Annotated in this window: 24 protein-coding genes; 14 read left to right on the top strand and 10 right to left on the bottom strand. The window is 31.7% G+C overall.

All coding sequences use genetic code 11. From position 1 onward, the window contains the following. The first annotated feature begins 23 nt into the window (after nucleotides 1-23). Nucleotides 24-761, top strand: a complete 738-nt coding sequence (locus AC061C_RS07415) for a glycosyltransferase family 2 protein (RefSeq protein WP_309759696.1) — start codon at nucleotides 24-26, stop codon at nucleotides 759-761. On the opposite strand, the gene AC061C_RS07410 is transcribed toward AC061C_RS07415, so the two are convergent. Next, nucleotides 753-1463 carry a polysaccharide deacetylase family protein gene (locus AC061C_RS07410; RefSeq protein WP_478290643.1) on the bottom strand — a complete coding sequence of 237 codons (711 nt, stop codon included), beginning with the start codon at nucleotides 1461-1463 and terminating at the stop codon, nucleotides 753-755. The two genes, AC061C_RS07415 and AC061C_RS07410, sit on opposite strands and share 9 nt — an antisense overlap. Before the next feature lie 51 nt (nucleotides 1464-1514). Here AC061C_RS07410 and AC061C_RS07405 point away from each other — a divergent pair, with 51 nt between their 5' ends. Next, nucleotides 1515-2294 carry a glycosyltransferase family 2 protein gene (locus AC061C_RS07405; protein ID WP_478290642.1) on the top strand — a complete coding sequence of 260 codons (780 nt, stop codon included), beginning with the start codon at nucleotides 1515-1517 and terminating at the stop codon, nucleotides 2292-2294. A 189-nt stretch (nucleotides 2295-2483) separates the two neighbouring features. Here the strand turns inward: AC061C_RS07405 and AC061C_RS07400 are convergent, their stop codons facing one another. Next, complete coding sequence (locus AC061C_RS07400) at nucleotides 2484-3272, bottom strand: glycosyltransferase family 2 protein (RefSeq protein WP_478290641.1); 789 nt, start codon at nucleotides 3270-3272, stop codon at nucleotides 2484-2486. After that, on the bottom strand, nucleotides 3272-4144 hold the full coding sequence (locus tag AC061C_RS07395; RefSeq protein WP_478290640.1) for a hypothetical protein: 873 nt from the start codon (nucleotides 4142-4144) through the stop codon (nucleotides 3272-3274). Before AC061C_RS07395 ends, AC061C_RS07400 begins: the two co-directional genes overlap by 1 nt. 86 nt (nucleotides 4145-4230) lie before the next feature. On the opposite strand from AC061C_RS07395, the gene AC061C_RS07390 reads away from it, so the two are divergent. The 10 genes from AC061C_RS07390 to AC061C_RS07345 all read left to right on the top strand — a co-directional run bounded on the left by AC061C_RS07390 (nucleotide 4231) and on the right by AC061C_RS07345 (nucleotide 12431). Next, the gene (locus AC061C_RS07390) at nucleotides 4231-4629 is read left to right on the top strand and encodes a sugar 3,4-ketoisomerase (RefSeq protein ID WP_478290639.1); all 399 of its coding nucleotides are present in this window, start codon (nucleotides 4231-4233) and stop codon (nucleotides 4627-4629) included. 530 nt (nucleotides 4630-5159) lie between these two features. Beyond that, entirely contained in the window at nucleotides 5160-5648 is a 489-nt protein-coding gene (locus AC061C_RS07385) for an acyltransferase (RefSeq protein WP_478290638.1), read from the top strand. Next, nucleotides 5641-6741, top strand: coding sequence for a DegT/DnrJ/EryC1/StrS family aminotransferase (locus AC061C_RS07380; RefSeq protein WP_478290637.1), 1101 nt, complete (start codon nucleotides 5641-5643; stop codon nucleotides 6739-6741). Before AC061C_RS07385 ends, AC061C_RS07380 begins: the two co-directional genes overlap by 8 nt. A gap of 2 nt (nucleotides 6742-6743) precedes the next feature. After that, nucleotides 6744-7673, top strand: coding sequence for a glycosyltransferase family 2 protein (locus AC061C_RS07375; RefSeq protein WP_478290636.1), 930 nt, complete (start codon nucleotides 6744-6746; stop codon nucleotides 7671-7673). Nucleotides 7674-7675: 2 nt separating this feature from the next. Next, a complete protein-coding gene (locus AC061C_RS07370; protein ID WP_478290635.1) occupies nucleotides 7676-8242 on the top strand; it encodes an L-threonylcarbamoyladenylate synthase in 567 nt (188 codons plus the stop codon). A gap of 127 nt (nucleotides 8243-8369) precedes the next feature. After that, on the top strand, nucleotides 8370-8663 hold the full coding sequence (locus tag AC061C_RS07365) for a GxxExxY protein (protein ID WP_478290674.1): 294 nt from the start codon (nucleotides 8370-8372) through the stop codon (nucleotides 8661-8663). Between the two features lie 24 nt (nucleotides 8664-8687). After that, nucleotides 8688-10103, top strand: coding sequence for a CCA tRNA nucleotidyltransferase (locus tag AC061C_RS07360; RefSeq protein ID WP_478290634.1), 1416 nt, complete (start codon nucleotides 8688-8690; stop codon nucleotides 10101-10103). A 58-nt stretch (nucleotides 10104-10161) separates the two neighbouring features. Further along, nucleotides 10162-11181, top strand: coding sequence for a COX15/CtaA family protein (locus AC061C_RS07355; protein ID WP_478290633.1), 1020 nt, complete (start codon nucleotides 10162-10164; stop codon nucleotides 11179-11181). Nucleotides 11182-11236: 55 nt separating this feature from the next. Further along, nucleotides 11237-12010 (top strand): CDP-alcohol phosphatidyltransferase family protein, encoded by a 774-nt coding sequence (locus tag AC061C_RS07350; protein WP_309759716.1) that lies wholly within the window; start codon nucleotides 11237-11239, stop codon nucleotides 12008-12010. A gap of 238 nt (nucleotides 12011-12248) precedes the next feature. Next, complete coding sequence (locus AC061C_RS07345) at nucleotides 12249-12431, top strand: CsbD family protein (protein ID WP_309759718.1); 183 nt, start codon at nucleotides 12249-12251, stop codon at nucleotides 12429-12431. Nucleotides 12432-12536: 105 nt separating this feature from the next. On the opposite strand, the gene AC061C_RS07340 is transcribed toward AC061C_RS07345, so the two are convergent. The 7 genes from AC061C_RS07340 to AC061C_RS07310 form a co-directional block, all read right to left on the bottom strand. After that, nucleotides 12537-13304, bottom strand: a complete 768-nt coding sequence (locus tag AC061C_RS07340) for a LytR/AlgR family response regulator transcription factor (RefSeq protein WP_478290632.1) — start codon at nucleotides 13302-13304, stop codon at nucleotides 12537-12539. Nucleotides 13305-13352: 48 nt separating this feature from the next. Beyond that, a complete protein-coding gene (locus tag AC061C_RS07335) occupies nucleotides 13353-14843 on the bottom strand; it encodes an ArnT family glycosyltransferase (protein WP_478290631.1) in 1491 nt (496 codons plus the stop codon). A gap of 72 nt (nucleotides 14844-14915) precedes the next feature. Further along, a complete protein-coding gene (locus AC061C_RS07330) occupies nucleotides 14916-15251 on the bottom strand; it encodes a 2TM domain-containing protein (protein ID WP_478290630.1) in 336 nt (111 codons plus the stop codon). 75 nt (nucleotides 15252-15326) lie between these two features. Next, nucleotides 15327-15626 carry a 2TM domain-containing protein gene (locus AC061C_RS07325; RefSeq protein ID WP_478290629.1) on the bottom strand — a complete coding sequence of 100 codons (300 nt, stop codon included), beginning with the start codon at nucleotides 15624-15626 and terminating at the stop codon, nucleotides 15327-15329. A 19-nt stretch (nucleotides 15627-15645) separates the two neighbouring features. Continuing rightward, nucleotides 15646-16980 carry a histidine kinase gene (locus AC061C_RS07320; protein ID WP_478290628.1) on the bottom strand — a complete coding sequence of 445 codons (1335 nt, stop codon included), beginning with the start codon at nucleotides 16978-16980 and terminating at the stop codon, nucleotides 15646-15648. Between the two features lie 55 nt (nucleotides 16981-17035). Continuing rightward, nucleotides 17036-17656, bottom strand: coding sequence for a hypothetical protein (locus AC061C_RS07315; protein WP_478290627.1), 621 nt, complete (start codon nucleotides 17654-17656; stop codon nucleotides 17036-17038). 223 nt (nucleotides 17657-17879) lie between these two features. Beyond that, a complete protein-coding gene (locus AC061C_RS07310) occupies nucleotides 17880-20039 on the bottom strand; it encodes a TonB-dependent receptor (protein ID WP_478290626.1) in 2160 nt (719 codons plus the stop codon). A 273-nt stretch (nucleotides 20040-20312) separates the two neighbouring features. Between AC061C_RS07310 and AC061C_RS07305 the strand changes: the two genes are divergently transcribed. Both AC061C_RS07305 and AC061C_RS07300 read left to right on the top strand, forming a co-directional pair. Next, nucleotides 20313-20876: a sugar O-acetyltransferase gene (locus AC061C_RS07305; protein ID WP_478290625.1), complete on the top strand. Its 564-nt coding sequence runs from the start codon at nucleotides 20313-20315 to the stop codon at nucleotides 20874-20876. A gap of 82 nt (nucleotides 20877-20958) precedes the next feature. Further along, nucleotides 20959-21351: a hypothetical protein gene (locus AC061C_RS07300; protein ID WP_478290624.1), complete on the top strand. Its 393-nt coding sequence runs from the start codon at nucleotides 20959-20961 to the stop codon at nucleotides 21349-21351. Nucleotides 21352-21386: the final 35 nt, after the last annotated feature.

Here is a 21386-nt window from a genome sequence, read left to right as displayed (position 1 = left end):
TTTGTTTTTCATAAAAAGAAATAATGAGTACACTTTCGGTCATAATTCCTACCTATAATGAGATTAACTACATTGAAGACGCCATAAAATCAATCGATTTTGCTGATCAAATTATTGTAATTGATTCTTTCAGTACGGATGGAACAAGAGAAAAAGTAATCGCTTTAGGCTGTACTTTGCTTGAACGAAAATTTGACAACTTTTCGAATCAAAAAAATCATGCCATCTCATCAGCATCGGGAGATTGGATATTATTTCTGGATGGTGATGAACGAGTAACTCAAAAGCTCAAGCTAGAAATTCTATCCGTAATTAAGGAAGGCAAGCATGCTGGTTATAAAATTTGTTTTCCCCATTTTTATATGAATCGTTTTTTATACCACAAAGTAGACAAAGTTGTTCGTTTGGTAAAAAATAAAAACATTTATTTCACAGGCGATGTTCATGAAAAATTACACGTAGAAGGAAGTATTGGAATACTGAAAAATTTTATGATTCATTACACCTACAAAGGATTAACAAATTTATTACAGAAAAAAGATTCTTATGCTTGGTTTCAAGCAAAAACATCTTTTGATAAGGGGAAAAAAGCAACCTACTTTCATTTGATATTCAAACCTTTTTACCGCTTTTTTTCGTCCTATATTTTAAAAAGAGGTTTTATGGATGGGATTCCAGGTTTGGCTCTTGCAAGCGTGAATGCTTATGGAGTTTTTTCTCGCTATGCAAAAATAATTTTAATCGAAAAAGGTCTAAAATAATTTCAGTTTTCCAAAGCGTAATTTTAATTTAAATTGCAGTAAGCTGTCCTCACCTTTCACATCAATTCGCATAATTTCATACCTATTTTTAAACGGAAATTTATTGACTTTATTTCCAATGCGTAATCCCATTTTGATATTATTGTTTTCTAAAATAGTTTTGAAATTTGCATTTTTTGGATTCTTTTTTGGAAAATTACCGTAAGGATAAGCTAGTGCATGGTATACTTTCAGATCATTTTGTTCGATAATCTGCAAACATTTTTCGAAATCTTCATTAATTTCAGCAGCTGACATTGAATCGTATTTGCCATGAGCATAAGAATGCAAACCCAATTCTATTCTAGGACTAAGGCTTTTTAGGTCTTGAACCGACATGATTTTTTCTTTTCCTTGATTCCATAAATCAGCTTTACCAATGTATTGAAATGGAATGAAGAAAGTAGCTTTCAAATTGTATTTTTCGAGTAAAGGATAAGCATAAAAAAGCTGATTTTCAGTCACATCATCAAAAGTTAACACTACGCTTTTTGGCGGAATGGTTGACAGCGATTCTAATTCTGAAAGATGAAAGGAAACGAAATTATTCTCCATTAGATAGCGGAATTGATTATCTAATTTCTGAATAGAAATGGTAAGACCATTACTTTCTAATTCCTTTTGGGAAACATTATGATACATTAAAATAGGTAATTGCGCCATTTGCTTTTTTTGTAAAAATACAATTGTAAATTTATTACATTTGCCCCGTTCATGTCTTATCTTAAAGAAAATAATTTGACACCAAAAATAACTGTATTGGCAATCACTTTAAATGAAGAAGAGAACGTAAAAAAATATGTTCAAAATTTCTCTTTTGCTGATGAAATTATCTTTATCGATGGCTACAGTACTGACGCTACTGTTTCCCTTGCAAAAGAACTTGGTGTTACCGTAATTCAAAGAACTTTTGATGATTTTGCAACACAACGTAACTTTGCACTAAAGCAATCCAATAACGACTGGGTTCTCTTTTTTGATTTAGATGAGAACATCTCTCCAGAACTTGCTAAAGAAATTCAAATGACAATTAGCTCTGGAAATATTTTTTCAGCATATTATGTAAAAAGTAATTTCCATTTTATGGGAAAACAGATGAAATTTGGAGGTTGTAACCCCAAAAAATCGATTCGGATTTTTAAGAAGCAATCATGCCATTATAACGAAATTTTAGTACACGAAAAACTTATTATACAAGGAAAAACAGCTGTTTTAAAAAATCATAGTAATCATTACGCTTACAAAAATTTTGACACCTATAATGAGAAACTAAATTTGTTCAGTAAGCTAGAGGCACAAGAACTTTATCAAAAAAAAATAAGACCTAATATCTATCATTTCTTCCTTCGCCCAATAGCTCTTTTTTTAAAAAACTATATTTTGAAATTAGGATTTCTAGATGGGAAAGAAGGATTTATTTTAGCCTATTTACATTCTTTCGCCGTGCTTAAACGCTATTTATTACTATGGCTTATGTATCGAAAAATAGACTAATAAATGAAAATATTCATTTTATCTTAATCAAATAAAATTTGTTTAAAATTTAAGTTTCAACACGGTATAAAATTAGAGATTCAATATATGTTTAGTCAAAGATTATAATATGATTTGAACAAAGATCACAAATTATTAGACTAATTTTTGAGAATTATTACAATATAAAAAATTTCCTAAAATCGAATTTTAGTGTAAATACTGATCGATACCCTTGGCTACTTTAATAGTTTTTTTTAAGATCGTTTCATTTTGTATTTTATCATTTAACTCAAAATTCTGTTTAGAATTAATTTTATGATGAATATGAAATACAATTCCAGCATATCGTATTCTTTTTGCTTTTACTCCGTTATTTCCCATACGAATAACTAAGTCAGAGTCTTCTCTTCCCCAACCTTCAAAATCTTCATTGTAGCCATTAATTGCAATAAAATCATCACGCCAATAAGAGACATTACAACCCCTAAATTTATTAGAGATACCATCATGAATTTTATAAAATTTTGATAGTAAAGGAATATGTAAGCTTCTAGTTTTATTTTTAATTTGTTTTGAAAAGAAGTTAAAATCAATTTGTTTTTTGGCGAAAATATTTACTACAAAATTTGGCAAAATATTAACCCTAGAACCATATAAATAAACTCCCTTTTGAGCAGCTTTTACATGATCTTCAACAAAATTTTTATGCATAATACAATCCCCATCAACCTGAATTATATAGTCTGCAGTAGTTCTTGCAATAGCCTTATTCAAAATTTTTGATTTTCTAAAACCTAAATCATCTTGCCAAATATGATGTATTGGCACACTCACTTTTTGCTCAAGCTCTTTTATAAGTTTTTTAGTATCGTCATTTGAACCATCATCAGCTATAAGAATCTCATTAGGCAAATGTGTTTGAAAAAAAGCACTTTTTAGCACCAAATCAAGTGATTCAGGCCAGTTATAGGTCGAAATTAATAGTGCTATTTTCATTATTCTTTTTTAAATAAATGTTTAAACCATTGTCCAAAATTTTTCTTCCGTATAAAAAACCTAGAACGTCTAAAATCACTCTTTTTTTCAAAATTTTCAAAAACTTCTGAAAAGGAATCTCCTTTCACAAATTCAAGAGATTTCCAACTATCCGGCTCCAGATAGAAAAAATCATTCATTGTTTTATAGTTAGTCGCATTTACTTTCTCCCATTTTTTCATGAAGCTATCGACACTTACGTCTACATCGTGTCCCCAATTTCTAAACTTCATTAACAGTTCTTCTTTAGTTCTGGATAAACATTCATGCAAAATTAGCGAATCCTGATAAATGACTTGAGCTTTTGTATTTCTTCCTGTTTTATAATTAGGATAGTTCGTTGCTACCATAACTTTTGTTGCATTATCTACATATAAAAAACCTCCCTCTACCCTTTTATACAAATTAATTAAAAACGGTGATACTTGTACAGGCGTCTTAGCTGGATTTTCTAGCAAATGATTTTTTGACTTTAAAAATGCTACAAACGAATTAAAGTGTAAAAAATATTCATCTGCATCCAATTGAATCAACCAATTTCCAACACCCATTTTTTTTGCTAGCAGTTTACGCTCTCTAACTTCTGATTGCATAGTGGTTAACTCCAGGCAATAAAAATCATCTTCGTAAATTTCTATTTTATGGTCGGTATCGACAGATTTTACCCATTGAAAAAAATCATTATCGATAAAAAAAGGTTCACCTTTCCATGTTTTTCTACCTTTATCAATCGCCAAAAAAATCGTGTCCGAATCTTTATATACTTGAGGTATAGCGTTTTTAAGTAATTCGTAATCGTATGAAACCAAAAAGCCAACTTGAATTTTCTTCATCTAACAGATTAAAAATTAAAACAACAAAAGTACTCTTTTTTTTATATTTTTGTTAAAATAACATTTTAAAACATCCATCAATTAATATGTATAATTCCAAGCCACATCTAATACAATTCCCTAAAATAGGAGAACCTTCTTTAGGATACATTTCATTAGCAGAAAAAGAAGATCTCCCTTTTATCCCAAAAAGAATATATTGGACTTATTATACACCAGAAGGTGTAGACCGAGGTGGCCATTCACATTTTGAATTAGAACAAATTTTGGTTGCTGTTGCTGGAGAAATTATTGTCACAACAGAATTAAAAGATGGAACAATTGAAAAATTCATACTTGATTCCCCTGACAAAGGGCTGTTTATTCCAAAAATGTGTTGGAGAACTATGAAATACACTCACAATGCTGTTCAAATGTGCATTGCTAGTATCGAATATGATGTTATTGATTATATTCGCGAATATACGGATTTCATAAAAGTCTAAAGTTATAAAAATTGAAGTTTTAAACTCCTTCGTTTACTTTATTGTACTACTTACAAAACACAAATTATTTTCTTTATTCACAAATGCATGAAAGCCAATTGTGGAATTTAGTAGAAAAATAGCAAATTTAAAATTGAATAAAAACGGGTGTAAACTCACAATTGTTAGAATTTACATAGTATGCAAATAAAAAGCAAGAAATTCTAAAGAGGATAAAATTATTGAGCAGTAAAAAAGTCTTTTTTAAAGATCTAAATTTTCTCGGACTAGTTTGTCTTATGCAAAAACAAAAATTTATCATTTGAGCTACAGGAGCTGCATTGACATATGTTATATTTGCAAAAAAAATGAAAAGAATTGTTTTAATGAGTGACGTCTGGGAAAATTTTTCAATTTTTTTAAACTTTGAATAAATTGTAAATTTTGATTTTAATTATTATGTCTCTAAAAAAAGCTAATACATTTTCATTCCGATTTTCAAATAAATCCTACTAATATCGAACAAAAATAAAAGAACTGATTTCTTACTTATGGTAAAAATACATCCCACCGCTGATGTTCAATCAACAAATATTGGCAAAAACACCCTAATCTGGCAATTTTGTATTATTCTTAAAGATGCAATAATAGGAGAAGATTGCAATATAAATTGTAATGTTTTTATTGAAAACAGTGTAACTATAGGGAATAATGTCACCATAAAACCAGGTGTCCAAATTTGGGACGGGATTACCATTGAGGATGATGTTATGATTGGCCCTAATGCTACATTCACTAATGATGTATTTCCGAGATCAAAAAATATTAATTTCATACTTGAAAAAACCCTCATTAAAAAAGGAGCTTCTATTGGTGCAAATGCCACTATACTTCCTGGAATAATTATTGGTGAAAATGCACTTATTGGTGCTGGTAGCGTCGTTACAAAAGATATTCCTGCAAATACATTATGGTTTGGAAATCCAGCAATTCAAAGAGGAATAATTGATAATTACGGTAAAATCATAAGCAATGATTAAATTTTTAGATTTACAAAAAATAAATATTCAATATCAAAATGAAATTGAAGAAAAGCTTTTAAAAACTTTTAGAAGTGGATGGTATCTATTAGGTGATGAGGTAAAGACTTTTGAAACGAATTTAGCAACTTATTTAGGCACAAAAAACTGTATTGGTGTTGCCAATGGCTTAGATGCTTTGAGATTAATTTTAAGAGGATACATCGAACTTGGATATTTAAAATTAGGGGACGAAATTATTGTTCCAGCAAATACTTACATCGCATCTGTACTAGCCATAACTGATAATGGACTAATTCCTGTTTTTGTTGAACCTGATATCGAAACTTACAATTTAGATATTTCAAAAATTGAACAAAAAATAACAACCAGAACAAAAGCAATAATGGTTGTGCATTTGTATGGCCAAATTATTTTTTCAAAAGAATTAAAAGCATTAGCAAATAAAAAAAATCTTAAAATTATTGAAGATAATGCCCAATCCATTGGTGCAGAATGGAAAGGTATAAAAGCAGGAAATCTTGGTGACGCCGCTGGTTTTAGCTTTTATCCTGGTAAAAATCTTGGAGCATTAGGCGATGCTGGAGCTGTATCTACTAATGACAATAAATTAGCAAAAACCATAAGAGCGTTGGCAAATTATGGTTCTGATGAGAAATATGTAAACTCATACAAAGGTTTAAATAGTCGTTTAGACGAAATTCAAGCATCCGTTCTTGATGTGAAACTTAAGTATATTGATCTGGACAACAACAAACGCAAAGAAATTGCAAAACGATATTGCATCGAAATTCAAAATACTAAAATAATACTTCCAAATTTCCCTATTGATCGGAATGAACATGTTTGGCATTTATATGTAATTCGTACAAAAAATAGAGATTTACTCCAAGAATATCTTTTCGAAAGAGGGGTTCAAACTTTAATTCATTATCCAATTCCTCCTCATAAACAAAAATGTTATGAAGAGTTCAACCAGTTACATTTTCCAATAACTGAAAAAATCCATCAGGAAGTTTTGAGTATTCCAATAAGTCCTGTAATGACTAGTGAAGAAGTTCAAAATGTAATTTCCGCACTAAATTCATACTAAAAATGACAAATAAACCTTTGGTAACAATTACTCTAATAGCAATGAATCATGAAAAATACATTGCACAGGCATGTCATTCCATCCTAAATCAAACCTATAATAACTTAGAAGTTATTTTTTTGGATAACAATTCAAAAGACAAAACTTTTGAAATTGGCGATGCTATATTAAAAAATAGCGGATTAAAATATATTGGCTTCAAAAATAAAGTAAATAAAGGCGTTTCAGAAAATTTAAATATTCAAGTAAAAAAAGCTTCTGGAGAGTACATTTCAATTTTATCAGGTGATGATTGGTATGAAAAAGAAAATATTGAAAAACGTTTAGAATATTTAGAAGTTAACAATCTTGATGTAATACTAGCTGATGGATATAAATACCATGAAAAAGAAAAGAAAAAAATTGCGTTTTATAGCTCCAAAAGAAAGAAAAAAATAATAAATACAATTCATAATGTTTTTGAAGAAAACATTGCTGGAAATACAACAGGAAATGTTGGGTTTTTTGTAAAAAAAAATATTCTCAATGAAAATCCTTTTGATGAAGAAGTTGCAACAGAGGATTGGGACATCAATTTACGATTATCAAAAAAAGGTTATAAATTTGGATTTGTAGATCAAAAATTATTCAATTACAGAATTCTATCAACTAGTTTATCTAAAAATTACAAATTAATGCAGCAATCCTATTTACAGGTAACAAATAAATATTTGGAAGAAATTAAATCCATTCCAAGAGCCAATAAATCATATCAAGCTACATTACTAAGTTTTGAAATAGAAAAGTTTAAATCTATACACAATAAAACTTCAGTGGAAACGAAGGAACTTTATATCGCTCATAAAAACTACATTAATTTTCGTTATAATAGTCCAAAAAAAGAATATAAAAAATTAATTTTATTCATTAAAATCAAATTCAAGAAATTATAAATATGGATATCAACCAAGAAATATACAACGCTTACGAAATAATAAAAGAAGGCGGAATTATTTTGTACCCTACAGATACCGTTTGGGGAATTGGTTGTGATGCCACAAATGCTGAGGCGGTGGCCAAGATCTACAAACTGAAACAAAGAGCCGAAACCCAAAGCATGATCGTCTTGATGAATGGCGAAAAAATGATGTACAATGTTTTTAAAGATATCCCAGAAGTGGCTTGGCAAATTATCGACTTATCTGAAAACCCAACCACTCTAATTTTAGATAATCCTAGAAATGTAGCTCCAAATATCATATCAGCAGATAAATCTCTTGGAATTCGGATTGTCAAGGAACCTTTTTGCTTTAAATTAATGGAAAAAATGAAAAAACCATTAGTCTCAACATCGGCAAATATCTCTGGGAAACCTACGCCCATTGCCTTTAAAGATATTAGTCCCGAAATTATAAAAGGTGTGGACTATGTTGTAAATTTGCATCGTGAAAAAATTGGAGGAAAACCTTCTACGATTATAAAATTGAGTTCAGACAGTCAGGTTAAAATTATTCGGAAATAAAAGTTTTTCACCGCTAATTCGCTAATTTAATTTTAGAAATGGATGACTTAATTTATAAAGAAGAATGTTATAAAATTGTTGGACTATTGTATGAAGTACAAAAAATTTAGGTAAAGGTTTTTCAGAAATCGTATATAAAGATGCTCTAGAATTTGAATTTAACGAAAATAATATTCATTATGAGAGGAAAAAAGAATATTCTGTTAACTATAAAAATTCCATCTTAAAACATAAATTTTACGCAGATTTTATAATTCTTGACAAAATAATTCTTGAAATAAAAACTGTCGAATGTTTTAACAATAGCCATTACAATCAGTGTTTAAATTATTTAAAAATTTCTGGAAACAAACTTGCCATACTAGTTAATTTTAACTTGACCTCCCTTGAATACAAACGTATCGTTGATACCAAAAAATAATTAGCGAATTTGCGGTAATAAAAAATGAACTATAAACAAGCATTACAAAATAAAATTTTCGAAGTCATCTCTCAAGCTTCCCAAGAACTTAACGTTGATAGTTATGTAATTGGTGGTTTTGTGCGAGATTTACTTTTAAAAAGAGATTTCAAAAAAGATATTGATATTGTTGCCGTTGGCAGCGGAATCGAATTGGCTTTACACGTTTCAAAACTACTTCCCAATAAACCAAAAGTTCAAGTTTTTAAAACCTATGGCACCGCCATGTTGCGTTTTGAAGATACCGAAATAGAGTTTGTAGGCGCTCGTAAAGAATCCTATCAATCTGATAGTAGAAATCCTATTGTAGAAAACGGCACACTACAAGACGATCAAGACCGTCGTGATTTTACAATCAACGCGCTCGCTATTTCGCTTAATGTAAAAAATTATGGGGATTTACTGGATCCTTTTGAAGGATTACTAGATCTTGAAAAAAAGATTCTAAGAACACCTTTAGAGCCGGATATTACCTACTCTGATGATCCTTTACGCATGTTGAGAGGAATTCGTTTTGCCAACCAATTGGGGTTTAAAATTGAAGAAAAATCGCTAAATTCGATAACCAAAAACGCAAACCGAATCAAGATCATCTCTGGGGAGCGCATCGTAGACGAGTTGAATAAAATACTATCTACAGACAAACCATCAGTAGGATTTTTACTTTTATTCCAAACCGGCCTTTTGGATATTATTTTACCTGAATTGACTGCATTAAATCAAGTAGAGGAAATTGAAGGTCACACACACAAAAATAATTTTTATCACACGCTTGAAGTTGTTGATAATATTTGCCCCAATACAGATGATGTTTGGTTGCGTTGGTCTGCTTTACTACACGATATTGGAAAGGCACCCACGAAACGTTTCAATAAAAAACAAGGATGGACTTTTCACGGTCATGAATTTCTTGGCGGGAAAATGGCAAAAAAAATCTTCGAAAGATTGCATATGCCGTTAAACCAAAAGATGAAATTTGTGCAAAAAATGGTAATGATGAGCTCCCGCCCTATTGTCTTATCACAAGATATGGTTACCGATAGTGCCGTTCGTCGTTTAGTTTTTGATGCTGGTGAAGATGTTGAAAATTTAATGACGTTATGCGAAGCAGACATAACGACTAAAAACCCAAATAAGTTCAAGAAATACCACAAAAATTTTGAAATCGTTCGGAAAAAAATTGTTGAAGTTGAAGAACGTGATCACGTACGTAAATTTCAACCGCCTATTTCAGGAGAAGAAATTATGGAGTTATTCAACTTAAAACCATCAAAAGAAATCGGAATGATCAAAGAAGCTATAAAGGAAGCCATTCTGGAAGGCGAAATCCCTAACGAGTACCAAGCTGCTTATGAATTCATGTTGAAAAAAGCGACCAAATTAGGTTTAGTTAAAGTTTAACTATTGTGCATTTTATTTCTACACCAAAAAAAGATAATTTTACCAAAATAAATTTCGAGTGCAAAAATACTTTTTAAAATCAGCCAAAATAGCTTTAGTTCTTGTATATCTTGTCATTTTTGCCGGTGCCTTTGTACGATTGACAGGCTCTGGAATGGGTTGTCCAGATTGGCCAAAATGCTTTGGATATTACATACCGCCAACAGAGAAAAAAGAACTGCTTTTTACAGCACAAAAAGAATATGATAAAGGTCAAGTGATCATCAAAGACGAAATGCTATTAGTTGCCAAAACTGGTTTTACTTCAAAAACAAATTTTGATGCGTCGAACTGGGAAAAATACACCAAACACGATTACGCTATTTTCAACCCAATACACACTTGGGTAGAATATATTAATCGATTATTGGGAGCACTAGCAGGAATTGCGTGTGTCATCACTTTTGCACTTGCTTTTGGGTATAGGAAAGAAAATAAAACACTCCTTTTACTGACCTTTTTAGTGTGTGTTTTAATGGGATTTCAGGCATGGCTGGGAAAAACCGTTGTAGACTCTGATTTAAGTCCCTACAAAATAACTACTCACATGCTTGCTGCATTGTTAATTGTAGCCTTTCAATTAATTGTTATTCACAGCACTCAAAACAACAAGAAAAAAGTTGGCTACAATGCTAAATTCAATACCATTTTACTAATATCATTAGCGCTTACTTTAATTCAGATTGTTTTAGGTACCGATGTGAGAGAACAAGTAGACATCATTTCAAAAACTGGTGCGCCAGAAATCATGTGGCTTCAAAATCCAACCCTAGTGTTTTACATTCATCGTTCTTTTTCTATTGTAGTATTGCTAACTAATTTATACTTGTTTTCACTAAACCACAAATTAAGTTTAGGATTTTCAAAAACAAAATGGGTAATAGCAATCTTAATTATGGAGATTATTTCTGGAATAGCCATGTATTATCTTGATTTTCCATTTGGTACACAAACTGTTCATGTGGTATTAGCAACTCTATTGTTTGGAGTTCAATTTTACATTATTTTAGAATCTAAATCAAAAAAAATACATTCATAAAAACATAAAATTCAGACTATATTGTCGCATTTACCTTTGTTCACGTAGTACTAAAATGTCAAAACTTGCCGCTCAAGATAAATTTTTAGATTTATCAGATTATGGAAGAACGTTCGGAAAACTTCTAGCCAGTCAATTAAAAGATACCCGCTTTACACCCATTCATGTCACCCTGCTTTTTGGAGTTTCGGGTTTAATCGCTATTTATAGTATTCTTGACGGATCGTATTTTTGGGCAGGTTTTTTTATAGTTTTAAAATCCGGAATTGATGCTGCAGATGGTGAATTAGCACGACAGAAAAACACCCCTTCTTATACTGGTCGATACCTTGATAGCGTGTTTGATATCATACTCAATTTTCTATTTTTAATGACTATTTGTTATGTTTCGAAAACAACAATTTGGCTGACAATTTTGGCCTTTATTGGCATTCAATTACAAGGCACTTTATACAATTATTATTATGTAATACTTCGAAATAAATCGGTTGGAGGCGACACAACTAGCAAAGTTTTCGAATACAAATCACCACGCGCTTTAGCAGGAGAAACTCAAAAATCGGTCGATATTTTGTTTGGCATTTATACTATTGTATATGGCGTTTTTGACAAAATAATTCACTCCCTAGATAAAAACGCATATAAGGTAAAGACATTCCCCAACTGGTTTATGACACTACTATCCATTTACGGTTTGGGTTTTCAATTGTTGATAATTGCAATAATGCTACCTGCTGGATTCATAGAATACATCATTCCATTTTTCATTATTTACACCCTATTTATTTTTGTGATAATTGGCATCAGAAAAACAGTGTTTAAGGCTTAAACTCCTGATAACAAAAATCTATACCGCTAATTTAAACAGTACATTACCAGTGATTTAAATGATTTTATATGAATTAATAATTTAATTAATTTCATAATAACTATTTCATTTTTATTACGGTGAAGAAAAATAAATCGGATAGTAATTATACAACTGTTTCCTAGAATTGCATAACATTTTAACCGTTTAAAATAACCAAATTTGTAAAGAACAAATAGTAATTTAAAACTTAGATATTATGCCAAATTCAAAAGAGATTGAAGGAAACTGGAATGAGTTGAAAGGAAAACTTAAACAGAAATATGCCGATTTGACCGATGATGATTTACTTTACGACGAAGGAAAAGAAGATGAAATGTGGGGTAAATTACAGCAAAAATTAGGAAAGACAGAAAAAGAAATTAAATCATTATTTGATTAATTTTTAAATCCAACACGTACTTAAAACTGTTTCAATTGTTAGAGTCAAAATTTCATATTAGGATTTTTTGATATTCATTTGAAACAGTTTTTTTATGTTTTAAAATTACTCAATCCAAGTCTTAAAATCAGATACTTTTTCTCTGCTTACAATTACTTCTTCCTCTTTATAAGAAGGCAAAATAACTTTCAAACGAGAGTTGCTGTATACAACAATTTCTTTTATTGCTTTCAGAGGAATTATAAATTTTCTACTGATTCGAAAGAAATCTGCTGGATCTAATTCCTGTTCCAAAAGTTCCAATGTGCATTCCAATAAATAATTCCTATTGTCAAAAGTATGCAAATACGTTCCTTTATTTTCGCTAAAAAAACATTCAATTTCCTCAATTGAAATCACTTTTAAATGTTGCCCAATTTTTACTGTGAATCGCTTTTTATAAGTTTTTTCAAAAGGATTGGTTAGCATTTTTTTGATTTGCTCAAAATCGATAGTAAGATTTTGAGTTTGTAATTCTTGTTTTGGTAACAGTAATTTAAATTTAGTAACAGCGGCCTCAAGATCATCTTCATCGATGGGTTTCAAGAGGTAATCGATACTGTTTAATTTAAAAGCACGAAGCGCATATTCATCATAGGCAGTTGTAAAGATCACAGCGCTTTTGATACTTACTTTTTCAAAAATTTCAAAGGACAACCCATCTGATAATTGAATGTCAAGAAAAATTAAATCAGGATGCTCATTTTTAGAAAACCAATCAATAGATTCCTCCACAGAGTGCAACATTACTCCTACTGCAACGTTTAATTTTCCTAATTTTCTTTGCAGTAATCTGGCAGCAGGTTTTTCGTCTTCAATTATTATAGTAGTCATCATTTATATTTAAGTTTTCAAAAAGTATACTGTTTATTTTGCTATTTACTAATCAAACACATGAATCTCCAATGATTTCCATTTTTGTTGAAGATTTATTTTTGGCTTTCGGCACAGGTACACTGGAATATTATTTTCTTCTTCGATTGCATATTTGTGTTTTATAATTTTCACTAATTTATAATCTGCAAAAACCCTTTCGATGACTTCCTTTTCATTACCAATGCTAATACAAACTTGTCCGCTTGTTTTCCCACTTCCCCAAAGCCAAAAACTTCCGTTGCTACAAATTGGATTTGGCAATCCATACTTTTTTCCAATGATTTCTATTGCTCCGGCTTCACCATAATTTTCTGCCCAAATAACGCAATTGTTTTTATCTTTTGCAGGTAATGATTGGTAAATACTATCAACTAATTTCACTTGTTCTTCCCAACCAAACATATCAGCATAATCATCTGTGAGATGAATGCGCCCATTTTTTTCTGGTTCTAATTTAGAGTAACCAATATAGGTTTCTATTGGCAAAATAGCAATCGCGTGAGGCAAAAAAGGAAGTATTGGAAGAAATAAAACAGAGACTACTGCATAATTCCATCTTGGTTTATTTAGTAGTAATTTTTCAATTTTCACTGCTCCAGCGGCAAATAACAAAGGATAAATAGCGAAGAAATAATAAGCCTTAGACTGCATGATCCACATACTGACAAATATCACTAAAGCAGCTATTCCAAACGTTCTATACTTTTTTAAATCCTTATCGAAAAAATAAGCAAAAAGTCCGATTAGACTTATTGTTAGCGTGAAAGGATGTTTTAATTGCTCTATTGCAAAATCAAAAGGACCATTCTCATCTAGCTGACTTTCTTTTAACTTTTGCAAATGCAATAACAGTGGAAATTGATGATTTATTTGCCAAATTAAATTTGGTAAAACAATTAAAAAAGTAATTAATCCAGAAAGATAAAGCCATTTATTCTTGAATAATTTACCTTTTTCATAAAACAACAAACCCACTACGACTCCTAATCCCCAAACTAATATGGTATACTTATTCATTAATCCAAAACCAGCAGAAACCCCAAGTAATAGAAGGAATTTTACATTTTTAGTATTGAAATATTTAATCAAAAAATAAAATCCAAGTGTCCAAAAAAATTGATCGAAAGCTACAGGCTGGAACAACATGTGATTGCGATAAAAAGGAACAAAAGCTAAAACAGAAACTCCTGCTAACAAAATTGCTTTTGTCTTTCCTCCCAATTCTTTGGCAATCAAACAACAAAGTACTAGTATCCCAACTCCCGCCAGTGTGGAAAAAAACCGAACACCAGATAGCGAATAACCAAAAGTAAATTGGGCAATTTTACCAACAAAAGCAATAAAAGGCGGAAATTCAAAATACCCCCAATCTAAGTGTTCACTTACTGATAAATGTAATAATTCATCCCGATGAAATCCATAATTTTGGTTTCCTACTAGGTGAATAGAAAGTTTAATAAGTGCTAAAATAGTTATGACTGGTAGATATTTTTTCAAGGTTGAATTATGATTAAAATTATAAATATTGACTACTGAAATGCTCCCAAATATAAAGGAAAAATCATATTATCACTCCCATTTTTCACTTTTCTCTTTTTCCATCAATTCCTTGATTTTTTTGTCTTCCCAACTTTTACCAAAAAATATATTTCCCCCAAAAACGGACAAACCATGAAACAACAGTCCTATTCCCCAAAAAAATGCTGTAAAGAAATTTTCTAATTTAAAGTAACTTTCACCCGGTTTTAGGTCATTAACGTTTAGGAAAAAAATAAAAACATTAACCAATATGTAAATCATCAAATGGTTATAAAAGCCTTTTAATTTTTTAACTTTTCTTTGAGCTTCTGCATACTTATCCTCTGGTTGGTGGCCATTATAATCCACCTCAGTATTGTTTATCATACTATTTTCTTTTTAAGTGAAACCGATTAAGATCGCCAAAATCATAATCTAATTTAAAAAATTATCTAATCTGGATTACTCCCAATTTTTTTTATTCTCCTGATCCATGAGTTTTTTAATCTTTTGCTCTTCCCAATCTTTACCTAGAAATGGCAAATAATTAAAAACTCTCAATCCGTGGATAATTACACCAATTCCCCAACCAAACAAAGGCCAATAAAACCATAAATGATCTGGTGATGCAACTAAATTAATCACTAGTAACACACTGTTAAAGACAATGTAGGAAACCAAGTTACCATAAAATCCTTTAATTTCTTCAATTTGTTTTTTTGCTCTAAAATAGCGCTCGTCGTTCTGAAATGTATTTTCCATGTTCTACTTTTTTATGTTTTTAATTCCAATTTTTCTTGTTGTCCTCTTTTTGTAAAATTTCCTGAATCTTACGTTCTTCCCAGTTCGAACTGTATCCATACACTTTTAAAGCGTGCATGATTAATCCAAATCCCCATCCCACAGCAGAAAACCAAAACCATTGAAAATGTGGGGAGAATTTTAAATTTATAAATATTAAAAAAGGAATAACGCAACAGTATGAAATTAGGTTTCCGTAAAACCCTTTTAGCTCTTCTACTCGCTTTTTTGCTTTGTAATACGCATTGTTTTCGTTGTAATTTGTAGTGGTATCCATTACTATTATTTGTTTGGTTAAAATAGGTATTTTGACTGTAAATGTTTTTTCGTTTTGGGCAATCAATACTTTTCTTTTGGTAATGATTCCGTAACGATTGATTATATTTTGTAAACCAACGCCTTGACGTTCTTGTAACACTTCCTTCTTTTGATAATCATTTTGAACTGCTAAGTAATCGCCCTCTACATAAATCCTAATATGCAACGGCCGTTGCTCACTCACTACATTGTGTTTTACTGTGTTTTCTAATAATAATTGCAGCGATAGCGGCACTACTTTGGCCTCTGGATTTATAACCGTTGCTGGTAAATCGTAAAAAAGACTGTTTTCAAAACGCATTTTTAGCAAGTTCATGTAGGTTTTGGCGAAAGCCAATTCCTCATCAACAGAAACTAATTCTTTGTCTTTTTGTTCTAAAACATACCGATAAATTTTAGACAAAGAAGTGGTAAACCGTTGTGCATTTTCTGGATTTTCTTCGATCAAAGAACTCAGAACATTCAAACTGTTAAAAAGAAAATGCGGATCGATTTGGTTTTTTAAACTTTCAAACTTGGCATTAGCTGTTCCTGCTATGATTTTTTGCTCTTTGACTTTATTTTCATTGTAGCCCTTGTAAAATGAAATGGCATACACAGATAAGGTTACAAAAAACGTAATTATTATGGACCCCAAATAATTCGAAGGCTTTTCATTTCCCAAAAAATAGTCAAATGAGTTACCATTATAGATTACTTCTTCAAAAACGTGCAATAAAAAAATAACGACTAATGAAACGATGAAGGAACCGAGAAAACCCGCGATTAGTCTTTTTACGGAAAATCGATTTGTAAAAAAAGAATCCAACTTCATGAAAAGTAGCGTATTTACGCCATAAAGTGAACAAGTATACAATGCAGTAAAGAAAAACTGAACTAGTAATTTTTTACCAAAATGGATTTCGCTACCCATAACCACATTAATAATTTGCATTACTACAAAAATAACTAGTGTTAGTTTTATAGCTTTCAGTAGTTGATTATAGAGAATATTCATTTGTGTAGCTTTTTATTGTTGCGCATTTTTCATGAAATTTCAAGATGCTGCGTTCTTATTTACAGTTTTTTTGTGCTTCGATCGCTCTTTCTAAACCCCATTTTGGTGAGAAAGGTGTTTCTGGTTTAAAAGTAGCAAAAAGTCCGATAGCTTTTTCAATTTGAGCACACATTGGCTTGGTATCGGTTCCCCAAAATTTAGCACTACCTATTTCAAACTCTGCTTTATTATAAACTACTCTTGGATTTTCTGGAGCAATTGCCTGTGCTTTGTCATATAATTGCATTACTGTTCCAGATAATTTTTGTCCGTTTGTCATGGGATCAAAAGCAATCCAGGCGGTGTGAATCATTGCTTGTACAACCAATAATTCTGCATTGTTAGGATTTTTATCCATTTCTATGTCCAATGCTTTTTGTGCTTTTGAAAGCAACAAATTCATTTGGTCTTTATCCTTTGTTTTAAAAGCAGTTGTGGTATTTACTAATGCAACGTAATAATTAGGCAACCAACTTGCTTTTTCGGCAGCTGCAATTCGTTCGAATACATACGAAGCTTCAGTGTTTTTTCCTTCGCCCCATAATTGAAAAGCTTTTCCCATTCCTTGTTCGAATTGTCCCTGAGCAGATACTAAACTACAGATAAAAAATGCGATAGTTGTGATAATTTTGATCATAATTTCTTGGTTTTAAATAGTTGTTTTTTTTGTGATTGAAACGTTATAATTAATTTATACTTCAAAAGTATCTCGGTTATTCGTGGTTTAAAATTTATAAATACTGAACTGTAGAATTTGATGGATGAATTGTGTTTTAGTCCAAAGTCGAGAGTCATAAAGTTGAAAGAGTTTTCGTTTACAAGAACTTTAGACCTTAGACTTAAAGATTGTATGACTCATTTTAAAGATTCCTCAATTGATTGTCTTTATTATCATTGCTTATCGTCCAAAAGAAACCTACAAAGAAAAACCGATCAGCAGTAGGAATGATCTCTTTTCGCTTATAAAAACCAGTATTGTCTGGATTGTTGGCGTATTCGTAACCAAATACATTCTGAGAACCTAAAACATTAGAAACTGAGAAATATAAAATCTTTTGTTGTGACAGTAAATACGCCCAATTGAAACTTAAACTATTGTAGGATTTTGTTTTACCGTTCATAAATTTTGTTTCGTTTGGATTGTTGTAGGGACGACCAGAACTGTAGGAGTTTGTAAACCCTATTTGTGATTTCCAGTCATTGATCCAGTATTTAGTAACGATAGACAAACTATGATCTGCAACAAAACTTGGCGTTACTTGAGAACTAAAATTTTTATAATCACGCTCGGTATCGATGTACGAATAAGAAACCCAATATTCTAAGTTTTTGATAGATTTTCCATCTCTCCAAAACAAATCCAAGCCTTTTGCATATCCAGAACCTGTATTGTCATAAACCGAATTAAATAGAGCCGTTTGAGTGTCGAATTTTACTAAATTACGATAGTCTTTGTAATAGGTTTCGGCACGAAATGTTTTTCCGTTTTTACTGTATTGAAAGTTCAAAATATAATGTGATGCTTTCTCGCTTTCAAATTGATGATTGTTAGAATATTTGATGTAATCTGTATTTGGAGATTGTGTGAAATCACCGTAGGCAAAGGAGAGCTGACTGTTTTTAGCCATTTTATATGCAAAAGAAACCCGCGGAGAAATAGCCGTTTCATTTAACAAATCATTATTAGAAGCCCGTACACCAACTTTTGCCGCCCACTTTTTAGAGAATAATAGATCCGCTTCGGTATAAATAGCGCCAATATTTGAATCGTACCCATTGGTAAAAACAGAACCCGAATTTTCATTAAAATCTTCTTTGAATTGGGTTACAAAATAATCTGCTCCAAAGGAAACTTTCAATCGATCTGAAAAGCTTTTTCGTAGTTTTAATTTTAAATGTGCTGCATTTTCGTTGTTGTTCACTTTATCAGTAGCTAAATCGACTTTGTTTGTGCTGTAACCATAACTCAACCCAGAAGTAAGTTGCCAATTATTTCCAAAAACTCCCTTGTAAGATGAATTCAAATAGAAATTATTATTGTTTAAAGCGACCCTGATTTTATCTAGCGAATTAATGCTTTCCTGATTGATATCAAATTTTGAAGAATCGAAAGCAGCATATACTTTCAAAATTCCATTGTTGAAGTTATAGCGATACACCGTTTCCCCAGACAAAGATTGAAAAGGACTGTTCCAATCTACATTTTGAGGAATTGCCGCTTGATACGGAGCCAGATTAATGTAATTGGCATTGACGCTCAACGAACTTTTTTTCCATTTTTGAGTATTTCCAATTCCTAACCCTACTGTCATTAAAGAGATTTCGGTTTTATTCTGATTTGGTTCATCTTGTGTATTTAATAGCAAAACACTGGACAATGCTTCACCATATTCTGCTGAGTAACCCCCTGTTGAAAATGATATTCCACTGAATAAAAAGGGAGAAAACCGTCCTCGAGTAGGTAAATTATTCGTGGTTGCCCCATACGGTTGCGCTACCCGAATGCCATCTACAAAGGTTTGTGTTTCATTGGCTTCGCCACCACGAACAAACAATCGGCCGTCCTCGCCCACGGTTTGTGTTCCTGGCAAGGTTTGCAGCGCCGCAATAATATTTCCTGCAGAACCAGCTGTAGTTACAATATCTAATGGTTTTAGTACCGAAACCCTTGATTTATCGCCTGCTTCTAAAGTTCCAGCTGTAATGACAACGGCATCAAGCGCGTTTACACTCTCCCGAAGTTTAATGGTTTTATTTTGAAAAGCAGCTACATCAATTACCGTTTTTGAAGTTTCATAAATTAAGAAACTCACCACCAAAATTTGCTTGCCCGTTGTTGTGGTTGTAAAACTAAAATTACCCGTTTCAGCAGTTGAAGCACCATCATAGGTTCCTTCGATAAAAACATTTGCACCTGCAACGGATTTTCCTTTCTCGTCTACTACTTTTCCTGATAGTGTAGCTTGAGAAAAAACAAACGTGGTATATAAAAAAATGGTAAGTGTAATAATAGTTTTCATGTGATTTGATTTTTTGATGAAACAAAAATAGAATAGCTACGAACGATGAAAAACTATACTGTACCGAACTGTTGAAATTAATGGATGAATTGTAGCGCACCTATTTTTCTGGTATATTTACATCAAGTGTCAAAATACGGATCTAATTTGCATGAGGGATCGCAGTGGAAATCCTTTATTGTCTCGTTGTCAAAACGAGACAATAAAGATTGAAACGAAGGAGCCCGACCGAAGCTTTTGCGGAGGGCATGCCCAAAAAATAAAAAAGAAAAAATGGTAGTACAAACCGAAAAAGAAAAAATGATTGCCGGAGCTTTTTACTCCGCAGGCGATGCGGTTTTAGTAAAAGACCGTCGAAGAGCTAAAAATTTGCTTCACAGATTGAATGTAACGGAATACCGAGTGACAAAAAAAGCACGGGAAATCCTAAAAGAGTTAATCCCAAATGCAGGAGCGAATTTTTATGTGGAACCGCCCTTTCATTGTGATTACGGATACAATATTACGTGTGGCGCGAATGTGTATTTCAATGTAAACTGTGTGGTTTTAGATGGTGCACCCGTTACAATTGGTTCTAATGTGTTTTTTGCACCCAATGTACAGTTGTATACCGCCACACATCCGCTAGATGCTGAACTGAGAAAAATTCAGGAAAACGCCTTACCAATAACCATTGGTGATGACTGCTGGATTGGTGGCAATACGGTTATATGCCCTGGAATCGCGATAGGAAAAGGCTGTGTTATTGGAGCTGGTTCTGTGGTGACCAAAAATATTCCTGATAATTCACTGGCTGTAGGAAACCCAGCAACAGTGATTCGGAAATTGAATGAATAATGAATTCCAAAAGAAAATAGGAACATGTCAAAACTAAATTTTACTATATTTGGTATAACAAATTAAACCTAAACAAATCATAATGAAACATCTTAAAACCTTTCTAGTCTTGGCACTTATTGTTGTCGCAAATTCTGTATCGGCACAATCAACTTTTGATAAATGGCCAGCCATAAAAGAATTTCATGGTGTAATGTCTGAAACTTTTCATCCTGCAGAGGAAGGAAATTTAGCACCAATAAAAGCACGTTCAGAGGAAATGATGAACAAGGCGGCTTTGCTATTAAAGTCTGATATTCCAAAAGAATTTAAAACAAAAGCAATATTGGCTTCGGCAGAACGCTTGCAATTAAAAAGTAAAGCGCTTCATGAATTAGTTACTTCAAACGGAGCTGATGCTGCGATAGTAAAATCAATTACTGAATTGCATGATGTTTTTCATGAGATCGTTGGACTTTGTTCTGAGACGAAATAATTCAACTTATAAATTGATAGAAAGCCCCCAAAAAA

It is taken from the genome of Flavobacterium sp. GNP010 (genome assembly GCF_056428945.1).
This window is presented reverse-complemented; position numbering and strand designations above follow the sequence as displayed.

Excerpts from the sequence above, each read along its gene's own strand:
- AC061C_RS07415 (WP_309759696.1), top strand. The coding sequence starts at position 24 with ATGAGTACACTTTCGGTCATAATTCCTACCTATAATGAGATTAACTAC.
- AC061C_RS07410 (WP_478290643.1), bottom strand. The coding sequence starts at position 1,463 with ATGGCGCAATTACCTATTTTAATGTATCATAATGTTTCCCAAAAGGAA.
- AC061C_RS07405 (WP_478290642.1), top strand. The coding sequence starts at position 1,515 with ATGTCTTATCTTAAAGAAAATAATTTGACACCAAAAATAACTGTATTG.
- AC061C_RS07400 (WP_478290641.1), bottom strand. The coding sequence starts at position 3,272 with ATGAAAATAGCACTATTAATTTCGACCTATAACTGGCCTGAATCACTT.
- AC061C_RS07395 (WP_478290640.1), bottom strand. The coding sequence starts at position 4,144 with ATGAAGAAAATTCAAGTTGGCTTTTTGGTTTCATACGATTACGAATTA.
- AC061C_RS07390 (WP_478290639.1), top strand. The coding sequence starts at position 4,231 with ATGTATAATTCCAAGCCACATCTAATACAATTCCCTAAAATAGGAGAA.
- AC061C_RS07385 (WP_478290638.1), top strand. The coding sequence starts at position 5,160 with ATGGTAAAAATACATCCCACCGCTGATGTTCAATCAACAAATATTGGC.
- AC061C_RS07380 (WP_478290637.1), top strand. The coding sequence starts at position 5,641 with ATGATTAAATTTTTAGATTTACAAAAAATAAATATTCAATATCAAAAT.
- AC061C_RS07375 (WP_478290636.1), top strand. The coding sequence starts at position 6,744 with ATGACAAATAAACCTTTGGTAACAATTACTCTAATAGCAATGAATCAT.
- AC061C_RS07370 (WP_478290635.1), top strand. The coding sequence starts at position 7,676 with ATGGATATCAACCAAGAAATATACAACGCTTACGAAATAATAAAAGAA.
- AC061C_RS07360 (WP_478290634.1), top strand. The coding sequence starts at position 8,688 with ATGAACTATAAACAAGCATTACAAAATAAAATTTTCGAAGTCATCTCT.
- AC061C_RS07350 (WP_309759716.1), top strand. The coding sequence starts at position 11,237 with ATGTCAAAACTTGCCGCTCAAGATAAATTTTTAGATTTATCAGATTAT.
- AC061C_RS07345 (WP_309759718.1), top strand. The coding sequence starts at position 12,249 with ATGCCAAATTCAAAAGAGATTGAAGGAAACTGGAATGAGTTGAAAGGA.
- AC061C_RS07340 (WP_478290632.1), bottom strand. The coding sequence starts at position 13,304 with ATGACTACTATAATAATTGAAGACGAAAAACCTGCTGCCAGATTACTG.
- AC061C_RS07330 (WP_478290630.1), bottom strand. The coding sequence starts at position 15,251 with ATGATAAACAATACTGAGGTGGATTATAATGGCCACCAACCAGAGGAT.
- AC061C_RS07325 (WP_478290629.1), bottom strand. The coding sequence starts at position 15,626 with ATGGAAAATACATTTCAGAACGACGAGCGCTATTTTAGAGCAAAAAAA.
- AC061C_RS07320 (WP_478290628.1), bottom strand. The coding sequence starts at position 16,980 with ATGAATATTCTCTATAATCAACTACTGAAAGCTATAAAACTAACACTA.
- AC061C_RS07315 (WP_478290627.1), bottom strand. The coding sequence starts at position 17,656 with ATGATCAAAATTATCACAACTATCGCATTTTTTATCTGTAGTTTAGTA.
- AC061C_RS07310 (WP_478290626.1), bottom strand. The coding sequence starts at position 20,039 with ATGAAAACTATTATTACACTTACCATTTTTTTATATACCACGTTTGTT.
- AC061C_RS07305 (WP_478290625.1), top strand. The coding sequence starts at position 20,313 with ATGGTAGTACAAACCGAAAAAGAAAAAATGATTGCCGGAGCTTTTTAC.
- AC061C_RS07300 (WP_478290624.1), top strand. The coding sequence starts at position 20,959 with ATGAAACATCTTAAAACCTTTCTAGTCTTGGCACTTATTGTTGTCGCA.